Genomic DNA, 16,619 nt, shown 5'->3' on the forward strand with positions numbered 1-16,619 from the left:
CGCGCTCAGGCGGCGCCCCGCGTGCGCTCCGACCCGGGCGCGCCGTGCGGGCACTCCGGCCGGACGCCGGCCGGCTCGGCCGCCATCCGCTCCAGCCGGAGCCGGTCCTCCGGCCCCTCCGGGGTGTAGACGACCAGGTACACCTCCGGCCGGTCCGGGACGGTCAGGTACGAGGCCCGGACGTGCAGCACACCGACCCCGGCGTGCCGGAAGACCTTGAGGGTGGTCCGCGGCGGTGCCACCTCCTGCCGCGCCCACAGCTCCCGGAAACGGCCGCTGGCCGCCGACAGGTCCCGCACGTAGGCCTCCCAGGCGGGCTCGCCCAGGTGCCGCCCGTACGCCGCGCGCAGCACCCCGACCATCCGGGGCAGCTCCTCGTCCCGGTTGAGGAACGGGTTGCAGCAGTCCGGCACGGTGAACGCACACCACATGTTGTTGCGCGGCTCGCCCGGCCGGGCCGGCCGGGTGGCCCGAGGGAAGAGCGCCTCGTACGCGGCGTTGTGCCGCAGCACGTCGAACCGGGTGTTGCAGAGCGCCGCGGGCAGCGGGTTCAGCTGGTCGAGGACGGCCTGGGTGGCGCCGTCGAACTCCGGGTGGTCCGGCTCGGCCGGCGACGGCGGCCGCACCCCGGCGAGCCGGAACAGATGGTCGCGTTCGGCGGCGTCCAGCCGCAGCGTGCGGGCCACCGCAGCCAGCACCTGCTCGGAAGCGTTGATCGGGCGGCCCTGCTCCAGCCACGTGTACCAGGTCACCCCGAGGCCGGCCAGCTGCGCCACCTCCTCCCGGCGCAGGCCCGGTGTGCGGCGCCGCAGGCCGGGCGGGAGGCCGACGTCCTCGGGCCGCACCCGGGCACGGCAGGCGCGGAGGAACTTGGCGAGCTCTTCGCGCCGCAGGTCCCTGCGGGGCTCGGCGAGGGTGTCCGGTTCCGGCACGGTCATGCCCCCATCGTCGCCGACCGCGGCCGCCGCCGACAGGTGCTGCCGGTACCAGGATCGGCAGGCTCTAACCACCGGTACCGGCGGCCGACGACGATCCCGGTATGACGGACGTACGGACTCCCGACCCCGCGACTCCCGGCCCTGCTTCCCCTGCTTCCCCCGTTTCCCCCACGGCTCCTGCGCCTGTGCCCCCGGTTGCCCCCGTGCCTCCGGTCGCTCCGGTTGCCCCGCGGGGTGCCGGTCGGCCGGGGGCGGTGCTCGGCCTGCTGCTCTCCGGCCAGTTCATGGCCCTGCTCGACGTCTCGGTGGTCAACGTGGCCGCGCCGAGCGTCCGCACCGACCTGCACGCCTCCGGCGCCGCCCTGCAACTGGTCATCGCCGGCTACACCGTCGCGTACGCGGTCCTGCTGATCACCGGCGCCCGGCTCGGCGCCCGCTTCGGCTACAGCCGGATGTTCCGGTACGGACTGGCGGGCTTCACCGCGGCCTCGCTGGCCTGCGGACTCGCCCCCGCCACCGGCTGGCTGATCGGCTTCCGGGTCGCGCAGGGCGTCGGCGCGGCCCTGATGGTGCCGCAGGTGATGAGCGTGATCCAGCGGCTGTTCACCGGAACCGCCCGGGTGCGGGCGCTCGGCCTCTACTCCGCGGTGCTGGCCGGCGGCCTCGCGATCGGACAGGTGGTGGGCGGGCTGCTGGTCAGCGCCGACCTGTTCGGCACCGGCTGGCGGCCGGTCTTCCTGGTCAACGTCCCGCTCGGCCTGGTGCTCTTCGCGGCCTCCGGCCGGCTGCTGCCGCCGCTCCCCGGCGATGCCGGCCGCGGCTTCGACCTGCCCGGGCTGCTGACCCTGGCGGCCGCCCTCGGCCTGCTGGTGGTGCCGCTGGTGCTCGGGCACGAACTCGGCTGGCCCGCCTGGGGCTGGGCGATGCTCGCCGGCAGCGCCGTGCTGTTCGCCGTCTTCGCGGCGGTGGAACGGCGGGTGGCGGTGCGCGGCGGGCAGCCGCTCATCGCGGGGCGGGTGCTGCGGGCGCCCGGGCTGCTGCCCGCGGCCGGGTCGATCTTCCTGATCATGGCCGGGTTCGCCGGCTTCATGTTCGCGTTCGCGATGCACCAGCAGGCCGGCCTCGGCCACAGCGCGCTGCGCGCGGGACTGCTCTCGGTGCCGGTCTCGGTGGGATTCGGGGCGGCGAGCCTGCTGTGGCAGCGGATGCCGCTGCGCCTCCACCAGGTGCTTCCGGTGCTCGGCCTGGCCGTGGTCGCCCCGGGATACATGCTGGTCGGGCTGCTGCTGGGCGGGGGAGGACCGGTCGGCCCGGTCGTGCAGGCGGTGCTCGCCGTGACCGGGGTGGCCGCGGGCTGCGCGTACAGTCCGCTGTTCGCCCGGGCGCTCGGGAGAGTGGACCCTGCGGACGCCGCCGACGCCAGCGGTGTGATGGTGACGGTGCTGCAGCTCGGCCAGGTGATCGGGGTGACGCTGCTCGGCACGGTCTTCCTCGGCGCGGTCTCGTACCCGGCGCCCGCCCGCGACTCCGGGCATGCCCTGCTGGTCACCACGGCGGTGATCGGCGGCGCGCTGGCCGGGGCGGCCGGTCTCGCCGCCCTGGCCGGGCGGACGCCATCGGCAGGGCGGACGTCACCGACCAAGCGGACAACCTCGGCAGGGCGGACGGCATCGGCAGGGCGGACGGCGTCGGCCGGACCGAGCGGAGGGGCGGGGCGCGCGGGGTGAGACCGGTGCCCGGCCCGTCGTACCCCCCGGCGGCGGCCCTGGGGCGGCCGATTGCGGGTACGACGGACCGGGCACGGGGCCGGGGGGTGACGGACCCGGCGCGACGGACCGGGCGTGACGCACCGGGCGCGACGGATCGCGCGCGGCGGTCCGCTGTCCGGGAGCGGTCAGGCGGTGACGGGGAGGCGGCTCAGCAGCTCCCGGCCGTCCGCACGGAGGGCGGTGGCGAAGGTCAGCTTCAGCTCCCGCTCCTCGCCCGCGACCGAGAGGTGCGTGGTGAGCAGAAGTCCGAAGGCAGCCTTGGCGGCCGGGGAGGCGGTGACCGCCTCACGGGGGAGCGCCATGACCAGCTTGTCGGGCTTGCCGCCGAGCTGGTCGACGCCGAAGAAGAGCAGTCGCCGGTCGGTCAGCGCCAGGTACACCGGACGAGGGGTGGCGATCGCGGTCACCGTACCGGCCGTCAGTACACCCACGACGGCGGTGGTGGCCAGGCGGCGGGCCGCGGAGACCGTCCCCACCTTGGTGAGGGTGGCGAACTCGACCTGCTCGTCGGCGATCAGCAGCGGTGCGGCGGCCTTGAGCAGTTGGTTCCTGCGGCGGTTGTTCATGGTACTCCTCGGTGCGCGACCGGCCTGATGGCCGGTCATCGCCGGGCAGCCTATGGATGTTCCAGCACAAGCGGAGTCATATGTTCCGTAAATTCTTCGTCAAGCGGCCGACGACTTGCCCGGATTCGTAAGGGTTCGCACCCATCGGTCCCGCAGCCAGCTCCTCCGACAGCCGCTTACGATCGCCGCCCATGAGCACCGAACCGCTCTTCGACCCGGCCGCCGCGCTCCCCGAGGCCGGCACCGTCCGAAACGCCGCAGAGCGGGGCGACTGGCCCGCCGTCTGCGCCGTGTTCGCCGAATGCCGGGAGGAGTACGGGCTGCTCCTGCTCTCGGGTCAGGTCGCCGGAGTGCCCGGCGCCGAGCACCTGCTGCGTCAGGCGCTCGGCCACCGTCCCGGCGATCCGCTGGCCACCGCGCTGCTCGCCGACCGGCTGATCCACGTCGGCTGGCAGGCCCGTACCACCCGGCGCGCGCAGGACGTCACCCCCGAGGGCTGGCGCGAGTTCCGTGCCCGGCTCAACGAGGCCGAGCAACTGCTCATCGCCGCCGTCGCCCGCGACCGAGGCGACGCGCTCGCCTGGATGCTGCGGATGACGATCTCCCGCGGGATCTCCCTGGGCATCAGCGAGACCCGCCGCCGGTACCGAGCCCTGGCCCGTGTCTCGCCGCACCACTACGCGGGGCAGCGCAGCCTGCTCCAGCAACTGCTGCCCAAGTGGGGCGGCAGCTGGGAGGAGGCCCACGCCTTCGCCCGCGACAGCTTCCGCGCCGCACCGCCCGGCAGCCTCAACGGCGCCCTGCTGGCCATGTACCACGCGGAGCGGGCCGCCTCCTTCGAGCGGGCCGAGCGGAACGCGTACGCCGCCCGCGCCGACGTCCGCCACGAGCTCGCCGAGGCCGCCCACGGCTCCGTCCTGCACCCCGACTGCCGGATCCGGTTCGGCAGGCTCACCGCCCACAGCTCCTTCGCCCTGCTCGCCTCCCTCGGCGGCGACCGGGCCGCGGCCCGGACCCACTTCCAGGCCATGGGCCCGTACGGCAGCACCGAACCGTGGGAGTGGTTCGACAACACCCCGGAACGCACCTTCCGGGAACACCGCGACCGCGCCCTGGGAGGCTGAGCCGTGATCCACCGCTTCGAGGTCGACGGCGTACCGGCCCTGCACGCCCCGCGACCCGGCCGCACCGCCGCAGGCCTGGTCTTCCGGGTCGGCCGCGCCGACGAGACCCTCGCCCGCACCGGCATCACCCACCTCGTCGAACACCTCGCCCTGCACCGCAGCGGCGTCCAGGTGCACCGCTTCAACGGCGCCACCGGGCAGTTGCACACCCACTTCCTGCTGGAGGGCGACGACCACGAGATCCGGGCCTTCCTGCGATGCGTCTGCGAGTCGCTGACCGCCCTGCCGATGGACCGCCTGGAGACCGAGAAGACGATCCTGCGCACCGAGGAGGCCGGCCGCGGCACCGGCGCCGCCGAGGCGACCGGCCTGTGGCGGTACGGCGCCCAGGGCCACGGTCTGGTCAGCTACCCCGAGTGGGGCGTGCCCGGCCTCGACCCGCAGACCGTCCAGCACTGGGCCGACACCTGGTTCACCCGCGAGAACGCAGCCCTGTGGATCGCCGGCGAACGCATCCCGGACGACCTGCGGCTGCCGCTGCGCCCCGGCCGCCGGATGCCCGCGCCGCAGCCGACGTCCGCCCTGCCCGTGACCCCGGCCTACTTCGCCGCCGGACAGCGACAGGTCCTGTTCGAGACCCTGCTGCCCAGGACCGCCGCCGCCGACCTCTACACCGCCTGCCTGGACCGGGAGTTGTTCCAGGACCTCCGGCAGGACGGCGGCCTCTCCTACACCGCCGGCGCCGACCACGCGGACCGCGGCGACGGCATCCTCACCGTCACCGCCCTCGCCGACGCCCTGCCCGAGCAGCAGGACGCCGTGCTCGGCGGCTTCGTCGACGTGCTGGCCAGGCTCGCCGTCGCCGGCGTCGACCCGGACACCCTCGACGCCCTGCGCCGCCGCGCCGACGCCGCGCACGCCGCCCCCGACGCGGACCCCGCCCGCCTGCCCGGCTGCGCCGCCGACCTGCTGCTCGACCTGCCCCTGCGCACCCCCGACGAGATCCGCGCCGAACTCGCCGCCGTCACCGCCGAGGACGTCCGGACGGTCGCTCAGCAGGCGCTCGGGAACGGTCTGTTGCGGGTGCCCGCCGGACGTCGCGCGGACTGGGCCGGTTACGCGGAGGCGCCGCTCCACTCCGCCGACGCGGTCGAGGGCAGCCGCCACCGCTCCCACGAGTCCGGCGGACCCGACCTGGTGGTCGGCCGGGCCGGTGTCAGCCTCCTCCGGGAGGGTGAGGCCGCGACCGTCCGGTACGACGCCTGCGCCGCCTACCTCGCCTGGCCGGACGGCGGGCGGCGACTCATCGGCACCGACGGCATCTGCATCGAGATCGAACCCGGATGCTTCGCCGTCGACGCCCACACACTCGCCTCGATCGACGCCTCGGTGCCGCACCCCGCGTACGTCCGGATGCCGCCGCGGCCGATACCGTCGCGGCCGACGCCCGCCCGGCCGTCCCGGTCGACCAGGTCGTCCACGTCCGGCCCCGCCGGGGCCGCGGGCACCGCCGTCCGCTCGTCGCCGGTGCAGCTCGCCGTGAACATGGTGCTCACGCTCGTTGCCGGTCTGTTCCTGCTGTTCGCTCTCGGCGGGGCCCTCGGGGCGGACGACGAGTCCCGGGCCGACCCGGTGTACTGGGGTGTGCTGGTGGTGGCCGCGGGCATCGCCGCGGCGCTGCTGCGGAGTGTGTGGCGGCGGAGCCGGCCGCGGCGCGGCTGAGCCTGCCGGTCGCCCGCGCCTGCCGGTCGCCCGCGCCGCGGGCGGGCTCACGCTTCCGGTCGCGGGCGTTCGGCCGCTGGGCCGCTGGGCCGCTGGGCCGCTGGGGCGTTGGCTGCGGAGCATTCGGCGGCGGGGCGTGGGCCGCAGAGCGTGCGGTCGCGGGGGCAGCGGCGGCGGGTGGCGGGCCTTGGGCGGCGGGTGCTCGCGGGCGCGGGCTGGGGTGCGGGGTTTCGGGCGGGCCTCGCCGGGTGGGCCCGAAACGGATTAGGGAAGCACCCCGGTAACCGTGTAAAGTGGTGCGTGTCGCCGGGGGAGATCGCCGGGGGCCGCAGCAAGGGGCTATAGCTCAGTTGGTAGAGCGCTTGCATGGCATGCAAGAGGTCTGGGGTTCAATTCCCCATAGCTCCACAGTAAGTGAAGGGCCGTTCCCTCCGGGAGCGGCCCTTCGCCGTTCCCCGGTAGGTGCGGCCGTCTTCACCCGTGGGACCTCCCGGCCCGCTACGGTCGAGACATGGCCGACCTGGTGCGCAAACGGAACGAAGAGCTCGCCCGGATACTCCACCAGCTCGGGTGGAGCCCCGAGCGGCTCGCCCGCGAGGTGAACGCCGTTCTGCCCGCCGGCCTGGCGATCAGCGCCACCGCGCCCTACAAGTGGCGAGACCGCGGCATGGTGCCGCGCGCCCCGCACGACCAGACCGTCTGCGAGGTACTCGGCCGAGCCGTCGGCATCGCCGTCACCTACGAGCAACTGTGGGGCCGCATGGGCAGCGGCCGCGGTGCCAAGATCCTCTCGCCGCGGCTGCTCACCGACGCCTGGACGGCCGACACCGCGCAGACCGCCCTCCGGGAGGCCGGAGCCGACGCCGCCCCCGTCCGGCTGACCGACCTCTTCCGCGGCGACGAACTCGAACAGGCGGCCAGGCACTGGGCCTCCCCGCCGCCCGAGGTCACCGGCGGCGCCGGCGCCCTGCGCATCGCCCCCGAACAGCTCGCCGACCTCCGGCTCTCCTACGAGAGCAAACGGAGACTGGAACGCGCCTACGGCGGTGGCCTCATCCTCGACCTCGCCAAGGCCGAACTCGCCATGGTCGGCAAGCTCCTGGAACTCGGCGCCTACGACGAGAAACTCGGCCGCGAACTCTACGGCGCCGCCGGACGGCTCGCCCGGCTGGTCGGTTGGGCCAACTACGACATGGGCAACGACGCCGCGGCGCAGCGCGCCTTCGTCGCCGCGCTGCGCGCCGCACACGTCTCCGGCGATCCGCGGCTCGGAGTCGGCGTGGTCGGCTGCCTCGCGGTGCAGGCGACGTACAACTCCGGCGGGCGCGGTCTGGACGCCGTTGCCATGCTCTCCACCGCGCTGCGCGCCGCCGACGAGGTGCTGACCCCCCGTGAACGGGCGCTGCAACTCGGCCGGATCGCCCGCGCCCACGGTCGCAAGGGCGAACAGATCAGCGCCGAGGCCGTTGCCGAGCGGGCCTTCCAGGCGCTCGAGGGTGCCGACGACCACGCCCACGAGCGCGCCGACCTCGCCGGCATGGTGGGGGAGATGCACCTCTTCCTCGGGGACTTCGAACGCGCCCAGCGGATGCTCGGCGAGGCGGTCGCCGCACTGCCGGCCGAGCGTGCCCGGACCAGGGCCCTGCTGATGGTCCGGCTTGCGGAGGCGTACCGGCGGACCGGAGAGCGCGAGGAGGCTGCCCGTATCGCCGACGAGGCGCGGCTGCTCGCCGCCGGCATGCAGTCCGCCCGGGTGGCGCGGGCGCTGCGTGCCTTCGATGCGGCCGTGCGGGAGGAGGTACCGCTCGCGGGGTGAGGCGCTGCGCGCAGCGAGAGCGGCCGCTTGCGAGGTGAGGTTGCGCTTGCGGGGGTGAGGATGCGCTTCTGGGTGAGGGCCGCGCCCTGCCTGCGGTGCGACCATGCCCGCGGTGTTGACCCTGCCTGCGGTGCGACCTGGCGTGCGGTGCGACCTGGCGTGCGGTGTGCCCCTGCCTGGTGTGTGTCCCGGCCGGTGGTGGGCCCTGTGAACGGACCGACCTGCGCACGGTGTGCCCGGGCCCGCGGCTGCCTGCCGGCGGCCCACGGGTGGAATGTCCGGCAGGGCGTACGGGCCGTTGCGGTACCCTGACCCCATGCGAACCGTGCGCCTGCTCCTTAGCCGGCCGCGCTGACCAGGACCGGCCCGAGGCCGGAGTCGGCGTGGCGACCCCTCCTGCGAGGGGTTTTTTGCTTTCCGAGTACGTGCTGTTCCGAGTGTGTGCCGCTGGTTCGCCACTGATGACGACGGAGCCCGAAGGACCATGAGCGAGACGACGACCCCTGCTTCCGGCGCGGCCGAGGCCGCTTCCGAGCCCTTCCGCTACGGTGCCGCGCTGGCGGCCGAGATCGAGTCCCGCTGGCAGGACCTGTGGGAGAAGGAGGGGACGTTCAACGCCCCCAACCCGGTCGGTCCGCTGGCCGAGGGAGCGGGCGGCGACGTCGCCGCGAAGCCGCACAGCTTCATCATGGACATGTTCCCGTACCCGTCCGGTGCCGGTCTGCACGTGGGCCACCCGCTGGGCTACATCGCCACCGACGTGTACGCCCGCTACCAGCGGATGACCGGCCACAACGTGCTGCACACCCTGGGCTACGACGCCTTCGGCCTGCCCGCCGAGCAGCACGCCGTCGCCACCGGCCAGCACCCCCGGGTGACCACCGAGGCGGCCATCGCCAACATGCGGCGCCAGCTGCGCCGGCTGGGCCTGGGCCACGACTCGCGGCGCTCCATCGCCACGATCGACCCGGACTACTACCGCTGGACGCAGTGGATCTTCCTGCAGATCTTCAACTCCTGGTACGACGAGGCGGCCGGCAAGGCGCGCCCGATCGCGGAGCTGGTCACGCAGTTCGAGTCCGGTGAGCGCGAGGTGCCGGGCGGCCGCGCCTGGTCCGAACTGTCGGTCGTCGAGCGCGACGAGGTGCTGGGCGAGTACCGGCTGGCCTACGCCAAGGAGGTGCCGGTCAACTGGTGCCCCGGGCTGGGTACCGTGCTGGCGAACGAGGAGGTCACCGCGGACGGCCGCTCCGAGCGCGGCAACTTCCCGGTCTTCAAGTCCAAGCTGCGCCAGTGGATGATGCGGATCACCGCGTACTCCGACCGTCTGATCGCCGACCTGGACAAGCTGGACTGGCCCGAGGCGATCAAGCTGCAGCAGCGCAACTGGATCGGCCGCTCCGAGGGCGCCCGGGTCGACTTCGCAGCGCCCGGCGGTGAGGCGATCACCGTGTTCACCACCCGCCCGGACACCCTGTTCGGTGCCACCTACATGGTGCTGGCACCTGAGCACGGCCTGGTCGACGCGATCGTTCCGGCGGCCTGGCCCGAGGACGTGCCTGCCGACTGGACCGGTGGCGCCGCAACCCCGGCCGAGGCCGTCGCGGCCTACCGCGCCGAGGCCGCCGCCAAGTCGGACGTCGAGCGCCAGGTCGACGCCAAGATCAAGACCGGTGTCTTCACCGGCGCCTACGCGACCAACCCGGTCAGCGGCGAGCAGGTCCCGGTCTTCATCGCCGACTACGTGCTGATGGGCTACGGCACCGGCGCGATCATGGCCGTCCCGGCCCACGACCACCGCGACTTCGCCTTCGCCCGCGCGTTCGGTCTGCCGATGCGCTGCGTGGTCGAGCCCACCGACGGACGCGGCGAGGACCCGCACACCTGGGACGACGCCTTCGACACCTACGACTCGGTGATCGTCAACTCGGTCCACGACGACCTGTCGCTGAACGGCCTGAGCGTCGTGGACGCCAAGGCCGCCGTCACCCGCTGGCTGGCCGACCGCGGCATCGGCGAGGGCACCGTCAACTACCGCCTGCGCGACTGGCTGTTCAGCCGCCAGCGGTACTGGGGAGAGCCCTTCCCGATCGTCTACGACGAGGACGGCGCCATGCATGCGCTGCCCGAGTCGATGCTGCCGGTCGAGGTGCCCGAGGTCGAGGACTACTCGCCGCACACCTACGACCCGGACGACGCCGCCTCCACCCCGAAGACCCCGCTGTCCCGCAACGAGGCCTGGGTCGAGGTCGAGCTGGACCTGGGCGACGGCCCGAAGAAGTACCGCCGCGAGACCAACACCATGCCCAACTGGGCGGGCTCCTGCTGGTACGAGCTGCGCTACATCGACCCGGCCAACTCCGAGAAGGTCGTCGACCCGGCGAACGAGGCCTACTGGATGGGCCCCACCGCCGACAAGCCGGCCGGCGGCGTGGACCTGTACGTCGGCGGTGCCGAGCACGCGGTGCTGCACCTGCTGTACGCCCGCTTCTGGCACAAGGTGCTGTTCGACCTGGGCCACGTGTCCTCCGTCGAGCCGTTCCACAAGCTGTTCAACCAGGGCATGATCACCGCAGACGTCTACCGCGACGCGCGTGGCTTCCCGGTGCCCGCCGCCGAGGTCGAGGAGCGCGACGGCTCGTACTTCTGGCAGGGCGAGCCGGTCAAGCGCGAGGCCGGCAAGATGGGCAAGTCCCTGAAGAACGCCGTCGCCCCCGACGAGATCGCCGACGAGTACGGCGCGGACACCCTGCGGCTGTACGAGATGTCGATGGGCCCGCTGGACGTCTCCCGCCCGTGGGACACCCGCGCCGTCGTCGGCTCGTACCGCTTCCTGCAGCGGCTGTGGCGCAACGTCGTCTCCGAGACCACCGGCGAGCTGGTCGTCACGGAGGAGGAGCCGGACGAGGCCACCCTGCGCGCCCTGCACAAGGCGATCGACGGCATCCGTGCGGACATGGCCGGGCTGCGCTTCAACACGGCCGTGGCCAAGGCGATCGAGCTGAACAACTTCCTGGTGAAGCGCGGCTCCACCCCGCGCAGCGTGGCCGAGCAGATCGTGCTGATGGTCGCCCCGCTGGCGCCGCACATCGCCGAGGAGCTGTGGCAGCGCCTGGGCCACCACGAGTCGCTGGCCTTCGCCGACTACCCGGTCGCCGACCCGGCCTACGTCGTCGACGAGACGGTGACCTGCGTCGTCCAGATCAAGGGCAAGGTCAAGGCCCGTCTGGAGGTCGCGCCGAGCATCACCGACGCCGAGCTGGAGGCGCTGGCGCTGGCCGACCCGGCCGTGGTGGCCGCGCTGGGCGACGCCCAGGTCCGCAAGGTCATCGCGCGCGCACCGAAGCTGGTGAACATCGTCACCGGCTGACGCCGACCGACCTTTCCCGGGCCGGGCTCCCCACCAGGGGCGCCCGGCCCGGGTGTTTCCCGGTCGATGCGCGGGCGATGTCGGGATGGGCATCGGGCCACGTGTCGTCATGTACGTAGGGGTGCACATAGCAATGCACGTAGAGATGCAGGTAGGGATCCGCGTTGGCATGTGTGTCGGGATGCGTACAGGGACGGAGACAGGGATGCATGCGGGGGTGGAGACCGGGGCGAGGAGCGGGCTGAGCGACAGCCGGGGCAGGGGACGGGGTGTGCAATAAGTACGCCTTCGGCTCACTCCTCGGCGGTCGGCGGGACAGCGTGGTGCAGGCGGTCGGCCAGGGCGGCCATGTGCGCCACGAGCTCCGGTGGCTCGTGGACGGTGAACCGGTACCCCAGCAGGGCAAGGTGGAGTGCCAGTCCGTCCAGGGAGTTGGAGCCCGCGCGCAGGGTGCAGCTCCGTTCGTCGATGGGCTCGACCATCGCCGAGGTCGGCGTGGTCTTCGCGACGACCTCCTCGGCCGGTGCCTGCACCGTGCAACGGGCCTGGTAGCGGTACTGGCCTACAGCGACCTCCCAGGACGCCCAGCGGCGGATGTCCTCCTCCGGGGGATCCCGCGGAACGAACCGGGGCCCGTGCGGCGGGCGCAGCGTGATCCGGTCGACGCGGAAGTTCCGCCAGTCCGCCCGCGCGGTGTCCCAGGCCACCAGGTACCAGCGGGTGCCGGAGTGCACCAGCCGGTGCGGTTCGGCATCCCGGCGGCTCTCGTCGCCGTCGTGCGTGCGGTAGTCGAAACGCAGCCGCTCGTGCGCCCGGCAGGCGGCGGCGATCGCGGTGAGTACTTCGGCCTGCACCACCGGCCCGTACCCCGGCATGGCCACCGTTGCATCGGCCAACGCATCCACCCGGTGCCGCAGCCTGGAGGGCATGACCTGCAGCAGCTTCGCCAAGGCCCGCACCGAGGACTCCTCGATACCGGAGACCGTGCCGCCCGCCGCCGTCCGCAGCCCCACGGCCACCGCGACGGCCTCGTCGTCGTCCAGGAGCAGTGGCGGCATCTCTGCCCCCGCACCGAGTCGGTAGCCTCCCGCGGTGCCCGGCGTCGAGTCCACGGGATAGCCCAGCCCTCGCAGCTTGTCGACGTCCCGTCGAACCGTTCTGACGTCGACACCGAGCCGGTCGGCCAAGTCCGCCCCTGACCAGTCGCGGCGGACCTGGAGCAGGGACAGCAGACGGAGCAGACGAGCGGAGGTCTCCAGCATGGGGCCATCCTGGCAGCCGATGAGGACAACTGCTGTCCTCGGTGAGGCATCCGCCATCGGGAACGGCCCCGGAACTCCCCGGACCCGGCCCCTGAGCTCTCCCTGATCTCTTGGGCGGGCGCAGCATCCAAGGTCCGGCTTGACCCGTTCGGCGGCTACCGTGGATATTCCAGGGCGGCCGCGCGGGCCGCGTCCGGCGAGCGGGGCCGGTGGGCACCGCGGAAGGTGGGGTAGGGATGGACGCGATCGGCGTGGTGATCGCCCTGGTGATGCTGTTCCTGGTGGCCGCCGCAGTCATGGCCGTCGTCGGCACGGTCAAGGCGGCCAAGGCCGTCGCCGCCAAGGTGGAGCGGCACGAGGCCCATGCACGGCGCGCCGTGGAGAACGCGGCCCTGCGTGCGAAGACCTTCACCAAGCCCGGCTCCCAGGGCCAGCTCGCCGCCGTCCGCCTGTCGCTGCGCACATCCCTCGACGCCACTCGGCAGGTACTGGAGTCCGGCCTCGCCGAGGACAGCCAGCTCGCCGAGTCCCTCCAGCTGCTCAACCGGCTCGACGCCCACGCCGCTGAGCTCGACCGCGAGATGCGCATCCTCGAGCGCGAGCCCGACAGCGCCCGGCTGGCCACCAAACTGCCCGAGCTTCGTGAGCGCGCCGGCCGGATCACCCATGCCGCGGAGACCATGCGGTGGGCGGCGCAGGACCGCATGCGCCGCTTCGCCGACGACGACCTGGCCCGGCTCGGCCGCGAGTGCGAGAACGAAGCAGGGGCGCTGCGGCACTGGGACCGGGTGGACGGCTCCGGCGATCCGGATGGCGCCGGTGCAGCAGCCTCGGCGGCTGGCGCCGGCACCGGGGCGGGGTCCGGCGCCCGCGGCACCGGTGCGCAGTCGGACGGTGTCTCCGCAGCTGCCGGCGGGACCGCGGCTGCCCGGTCCGAGGAGACCCAGCGCAAGGGTCTCACCGCAGGGAACCGCCTGCGGGCCGAGGACGTGCTCGGCCTGGGGGAGCCCCTCAACCGGCTCGCCGACCGACTGCGCAAGCCGAACACCGGTGGGGCATAAGACTCCTGCCGGTCCGGGGCCATCGGTCCGGTACCTTCGTGGCCGGGCCGGCGCCGGTGCGGGGCGACGCTGTCGGCGTCCTGCGCTGTCATCTGCGCCGGTCGCGGAGTAACCTCCGGCTCATGCCCGGCCACCTCGCCCTTGTCACCGATTCCACGGCCTACCTGCCCCAGGACGTCGTCGACCGCCATCGGATCGAGGTGGTCCCGCTCTCGGTCGTGGTGGGCGACGAGGTCCTCACCGAAGGTGTCGAGATCTCGCCCAAGGACGTTGCCGAGGCGCTGCGTGCCAAGCGCAGGGTCACCACCTCGCGCCCCAACCCGGAGACCTTCGCCACGGCCTACCGGGCGGCCGCCGAAGCGGGCGCCACAGGTGTCGTCTCTGTCCACATCTCCTCCGAACTCTCGGGTACGTACGAGGCCGCCAAGCTCGCCGCGGCCGGGGCGGACATCCCGGTCGAGGTGGTCGACAGCCGACTGGTCGGCATGGCCCTCGGTCACTGCGTGCTGACGGCCGCGCAGGCCGCCGAAGCCGGCCTCGGGCCCGCGGAGGCCGCCGCCGAAGCCGTCCGCCGGTCCTCGCTGACCAGCGGCTTCTTCTACGTCGACACGCTTGAGCACCTGCGCCGCGGCGGCCGCATCGGCGCCGCCCGTGCACTGCTCGGCTCGGCCCTCGCGGTGAAGCCGCTGCTCCACCTCGCCGGCGGCCGGATCGAACCGCTGGAGAAGGTCCGAACGGCGTCACGAGCGATCGCCAGGCTGGAGGAGATCGCCGTGGAACGCGCCGGCGAATCCGAGGTCGACATCGCTGTCCACCACCTTGCGGCCGAGGACCGTGCGGAGCCGCTCGCAGAGCGCCTCCGGGAGCGGGTGCCAGGCCTGCGCGACCTCTACGTGGGCGAGGTCGGCGCCGTCATCGGTGCCCACGTCGGGCCCGGTCTGTTGGCCGTTGTGGTGTCGCCGCGCTGACGAAGCGGCAGCTCCGGCTCGAAGAGGAGTCGGCCCTCGCTGCCGTCCCGTCCTCGTTGCCGTCCCGTGCTCGCTGCCGTGACCGCGCCCTCCGTCGCCGCTGCACCAGATTGCGGCGCGGCTCTGCCCCATCGTGGTTCCGCCTCGCAACGGCTCCGACCCGGCTGACGAACGGCGCCGCCCGGCAGGTTCCCGGCCTCTTCCTTTTCACCCTTGTGAGGGAAGGGAGTTGTCCACACCCTGGAGTTATCCACAGGCCGGCGGCATGGTGTGCACGGGGGAGCCCGGGCGTCCGTACCTTCCTCGCATGAAGCACACCACCCGCGGCGCAGCACGGCGCCGAGAGACGACCGAGACCGTCCGCCGGCGACTGGCCGCGCTGTTCTCCGCAGCGCTGCGCAGTGGTCCCTCGCGCGTTGCGGCCGGCACACCCACCGGCACCTCCGGAGAAACGCGGGTAGGTGCCTCCGGGGGTGGCGCCGACACCATGGCCTCCGGGCCGCCGACCGGCCCGGCAACACAGGCAAGGTCGGCCGCACCCGGCGCGGCGGGTGCCGCGGGCGCTGCGAACACCGTGGCTGCGCCCGTGGCCGTGGCGCCCGGTGCCCGGGGCGACCGTCCGTCGAGCGGGCACCGGTTCGCCGCCCGCAGGTTCGGCTCCGACGCGTCTCCGGGCACAGGACGCTCGCCCCGCCGCCGAGCAGTACGGGACGGACCGTACGTCCCCGCTCCAGGTGCAGGGCTGCCGCCGCCGGAGACCTCCTCGCCCTTCGGTGCTGCGGCCGACCCGTTCACCGTCCCGCCCGACCTCCCGAAGTCGCCCTCGGCCCGTCGGCTCGCCTTCTCCCTGCCGGCCGGGCTGATGCTGGACAGAAGAGCCGCGCTGGGTCTGGCGGCACTGCTCCTACTTGCGGTCGGCTACGCCGTCCAGCACTTCTGGCTGAGCCGCCCGGAGCCGGTGGCTGTCCCCACTGTGAGTGGCAGTGCTGCGTCCGCCACGGGTGGCCCGCCGTCTTCCACGGTGGCCGGGACAACGGCCCCGCACGGTGCGCCGGCGCCCACCGTGGTGGTGGACGTGGCGGGCAAGGTCCAGCACCCGGGCCTGCGCACCCTGCCGACCGGCTCGCGTGTCGCCGACGCCTTGCGGGCCGCCGGGGGAGCCCTCCCCGGCACCGACACCGACTCCCTCAACCTCGCCCGGGTGCTCAGCGACGGCGAGCAGATCCTGGTCGGCCTGCCGGTCGGCCAGGGAGCACCGGGCACCACCACGGGCGGCCTGGTGAGCCTCAACCGGGCGACCGCCGAGCAGCTCGACACCCTGCCAGGGGTCGGTCCGACGCTCGCCCAACGGATCCTGCAGTACCGCCAGGCGCACGGCCCGTTCCGCTCCGTCGACCAGCTCCGCCAGGTGCCCGGCATCGGCCAGCGCAAGTTCGACGACATCAAGGGCCTGCTGACGCTCTGACAGCAACATTTCCCGATCAGAGCAGGTCAGCTACGTGTTCTTTCAGCAGCCGACCACACCGGGCCCCTGCACGAGCCACCGCCCCACCGAGAACACCGCCCGCATTGAAAGGAGGTGCCGTGGTCGCTGCCACCCTCGCCCCGGCTGTCGACCCGTCGGCCCGGGCAGGCGCCCAGTCCTCCGGTCCCTGTGACTCGGTCGGGCCGAGCGGACGGACGACGGATCTGCGGTTGCTTCTGCCTGCGCTCACCGCCTGGGCAGTGACCTCCGCCGTGCTCGCGGTGGCGCCGACCTTTCACCAGCCCCTTGTCGTCGCAGCCGTTGTCGCTGCTGTGGCAGCCCTGTTCCTGCTCCGGAAACGTGCGGTCGGCGGCGCACGAGGAATCGCTCCGATGGCCGCCGCTGTCCTGCTCTCAGCGGCGGCGGCCACGCTGACCACCGTCCTGCACACCGCAGATCTCCACCGCGGCCCGATCCCCGATCTCGTCCGACCGTCCCTCACCGTGCAAGCCGCCACCCCGTCGCGGGCGGCAGACCCACCGCGTATCACAGCGTCAA

The 16,619-nt window shown here is 73.4% G+C and carries 11 protein-coding genes and 1 tRNA gene; 9 read left to right on the plus strand and 3 right to left on the minus strand.

What is annotated here, in order from left to right:
* Window positions 1-5: 5 nt before the first annotated feature.
* A complete protein-coding gene (locus KSNIM_RS25280; protein ID WP_263105423.1) occupies window positions 6-938 on the minus strand; it encodes a helix-turn-helix transcriptional regulator in 933 nt (310 codons plus the stop codon).
* Between the two features lie 263 nt (window positions 939-1,201).
* On the opposite strand from KSNIM_RS25280, the gene KSNIM_RS25285 reads away from it, so the two are divergent.
* Complete coding sequence (locus KSNIM_RS25285) at window positions 1,202-2,665, plus strand: MFS transporter (RefSeq protein ID WP_411543885.1); 1,464 nt, start codon at window positions 1,202-1,204, stop codon at window positions 2,663-2,665.
* Window positions 2,666-2,832: 167 nt separating this feature from the next.
* On the opposite strand, the gene KSNIM_RS25290 is transcribed toward KSNIM_RS25285, so the two are convergent.
* Window positions 2,833-3,273, minus strand: a complete 441-nt coding sequence (locus tag KSNIM_RS25290; RefSeq protein ID WP_263105425.1) for a hypothetical protein — start codon at window positions 3,271-3,273, stop codon at window positions 2,833-2,835.
* Window positions 3,274-3,464: 191 nt separating this feature from the next.
* Here KSNIM_RS25290 and KSNIM_RS25295 point away from each other — a divergent pair, with 191 nt between their 5' ends.
* The 5 genes from KSNIM_RS25295 to leuS all read left to right on the plus strand — a co-directional run bounded on the left by KSNIM_RS25295 (window position 3,465) and on the right by leuS (window position 11,305).
* The gene (locus tag KSNIM_RS25295) at window positions 3,465-4,397 is read left to right on the plus strand and encodes a hypothetical protein (RefSeq protein ID WP_263105426.1); all 933 of its coding nucleotides are present in this window, start codon (window positions 3,465-3,467) and stop codon (window positions 4,395-4,397) included.
* Between the two features lie 3 nt (window positions 4,398-4,400).
* Window positions 4,401-6,119 (plus strand): insulinase family protein, encoded by a 1,719-nt coding sequence (locus tag KSNIM_RS25300; protein WP_263105427.1) that lies wholly within the window; start codon window positions 4,401-4,403, stop codon window positions 6,117-6,119.
* Between the two features lie 335 nt (window positions 6,120-6,454).
* Window positions 6,455-6,527, plus strand: a tRNA-Ala gene (locus KSNIM_RS25305).
* Between the two features lie 103 nt (window positions 6,528-6,630).
* Complete coding sequence (locus KSNIM_RS25310; RefSeq protein ID WP_263105428.1) at window positions 6,631-7,935, plus strand: hypothetical protein; 1,305 nt, start codon at window positions 6,631-6,633, stop codon at window positions 7,933-7,935.
* A gap of 484 nt (window positions 7,936-8,419) precedes the next feature.
* Window positions 8,420-11,305: a leucine--tRNA ligase gene (gene leuS, locus KSNIM_RS25315; RefSeq protein WP_263105429.1), complete on the plus strand. Its 2,886-nt coding sequence runs from the start codon at window positions 8,420-8,422 to the stop codon at window positions 11,303-11,305.
* 293 nt (window positions 11,306-11,598) lie between these two features.
* Here the strand turns inward: leuS and KSNIM_RS25320 are convergent, their stop codons facing one another.
* Window positions 11,599-12,567, minus strand: a complete 969-nt coding sequence (locus KSNIM_RS25320; protein ID WP_263105430.1) for a helix-turn-helix transcriptional regulator — start codon at window positions 12,565-12,567, stop codon at window positions 11,599-11,601.
* 236 nt (window positions 12,568-12,803) lie between these two features.
* Here KSNIM_RS25320 and KSNIM_RS25325 point away from each other — a divergent pair, with 236 nt between their 5' ends.
* From KSNIM_RS25325 to KSNIM_RS25335, 3 genes are all read left to right on the plus strand, one after another.
* Window positions 12,804-13,628: a hypothetical protein gene (locus KSNIM_RS25325; RefSeq protein ID WP_263105431.1), complete on the plus strand. Its 825-nt coding sequence runs from the start codon at window positions 12,804-12,806 to the stop codon at window positions 13,626-13,628.
* Window positions 13,629-13,750: 122 nt separating this feature from the next.
* On the plus strand, window positions 13,751-14,596 hold the full coding sequence (locus KSNIM_RS25330; protein WP_263105432.1) for a DegV family protein: 846 nt from the start codon (window positions 13,751-13,753) through the stop codon (window positions 14,594-14,596).
* 862 nt (window positions 14,597-15,458) lie between these two features.
* Window positions 15,459-16,061, plus strand: coding sequence for a ComEA family DNA-binding protein (locus KSNIM_RS25335; protein WP_263105433.1), 603 nt, complete (start codon window positions 15,459-15,461; stop codon window positions 16,059-16,061).
* The last annotated feature ends 558 nt before the right edge of the window (window positions 16,062-16,619 follow it).

This window comes from Kitasatospora sp. DSM 101779 (assembly GCF_025655475.1).
Lineage (GTDB): Bacteria > Actinomycetota > Actinomycetes > Streptomycetales > Streptomycetaceae > Kitasatospora.

What these genes read in the sequence shown, in the direction of transcription:
- KSNIM_RS25280 (WP_263105423.1), bottom strand. Translation starts at nt 938, where the DNA reads ATGACCGTGCCGGAACCGGACACCCTCGCCGAGCCCCGCAGGGACCTG.
- KSNIM_RS25290 (WP_263105425.1), bottom strand. Translation starts at nt 3,273, where the DNA reads ATGAACAACCGCCGCAGGAACCAACTGCTCAAGGCCGCCGCACCGCTG.
- KSNIM_RS25295 (WP_263105426.1), top strand. Translation starts at nt 3,465, where the DNA reads ATGAGCACCGAACCGCTCTTCGACCCGGCCGCCGCGCTCCCCGAGGCC.
- KSNIM_RS25310 (WP_263105428.1), top strand. Translation starts at nt 6,631, where the DNA reads ATGGCCGACCTGGTGCGCAAACGGAACGAAGAGCTCGCCCGGATACTC.
- leuS (WP_263105429.1), top strand. Translation starts at nt 8,420, where the DNA reads ATGAGCGAGACGACGACCCCTGCTTCCGGCGCGGCCGAGGCCGCTTCC.
- KSNIM_RS25320 (WP_263105430.1), bottom strand. Translation starts at nt 12,567, where the DNA reads ATGCTGGAGACCTCCGCTCGTCTGCTCCGTCTGCTGTCCCTGCTCCAG.
- KSNIM_RS25325 (WP_263105431.1), top strand. Translation starts at nt 12,804, where the DNA reads ATGGACGCGATCGGCGTGGTGATCGCCCTGGTGATGCTGTTCCTGGTG.
- KSNIM_RS25330 (WP_263105432.1), top strand. Translation starts at nt 13,751, where the DNA reads ATGCCCGGCCACCTCGCCCTTGTCACCGATTCCACGGCCTACCTGCCC.
- KSNIM_RS25335 (WP_263105433.1), top strand. Translation starts at nt 15,459, where the DNA reads ATGCTGGACAGAAGAGCCGCGCTGGGTCTGGCGGCACTGCTCCTACTT.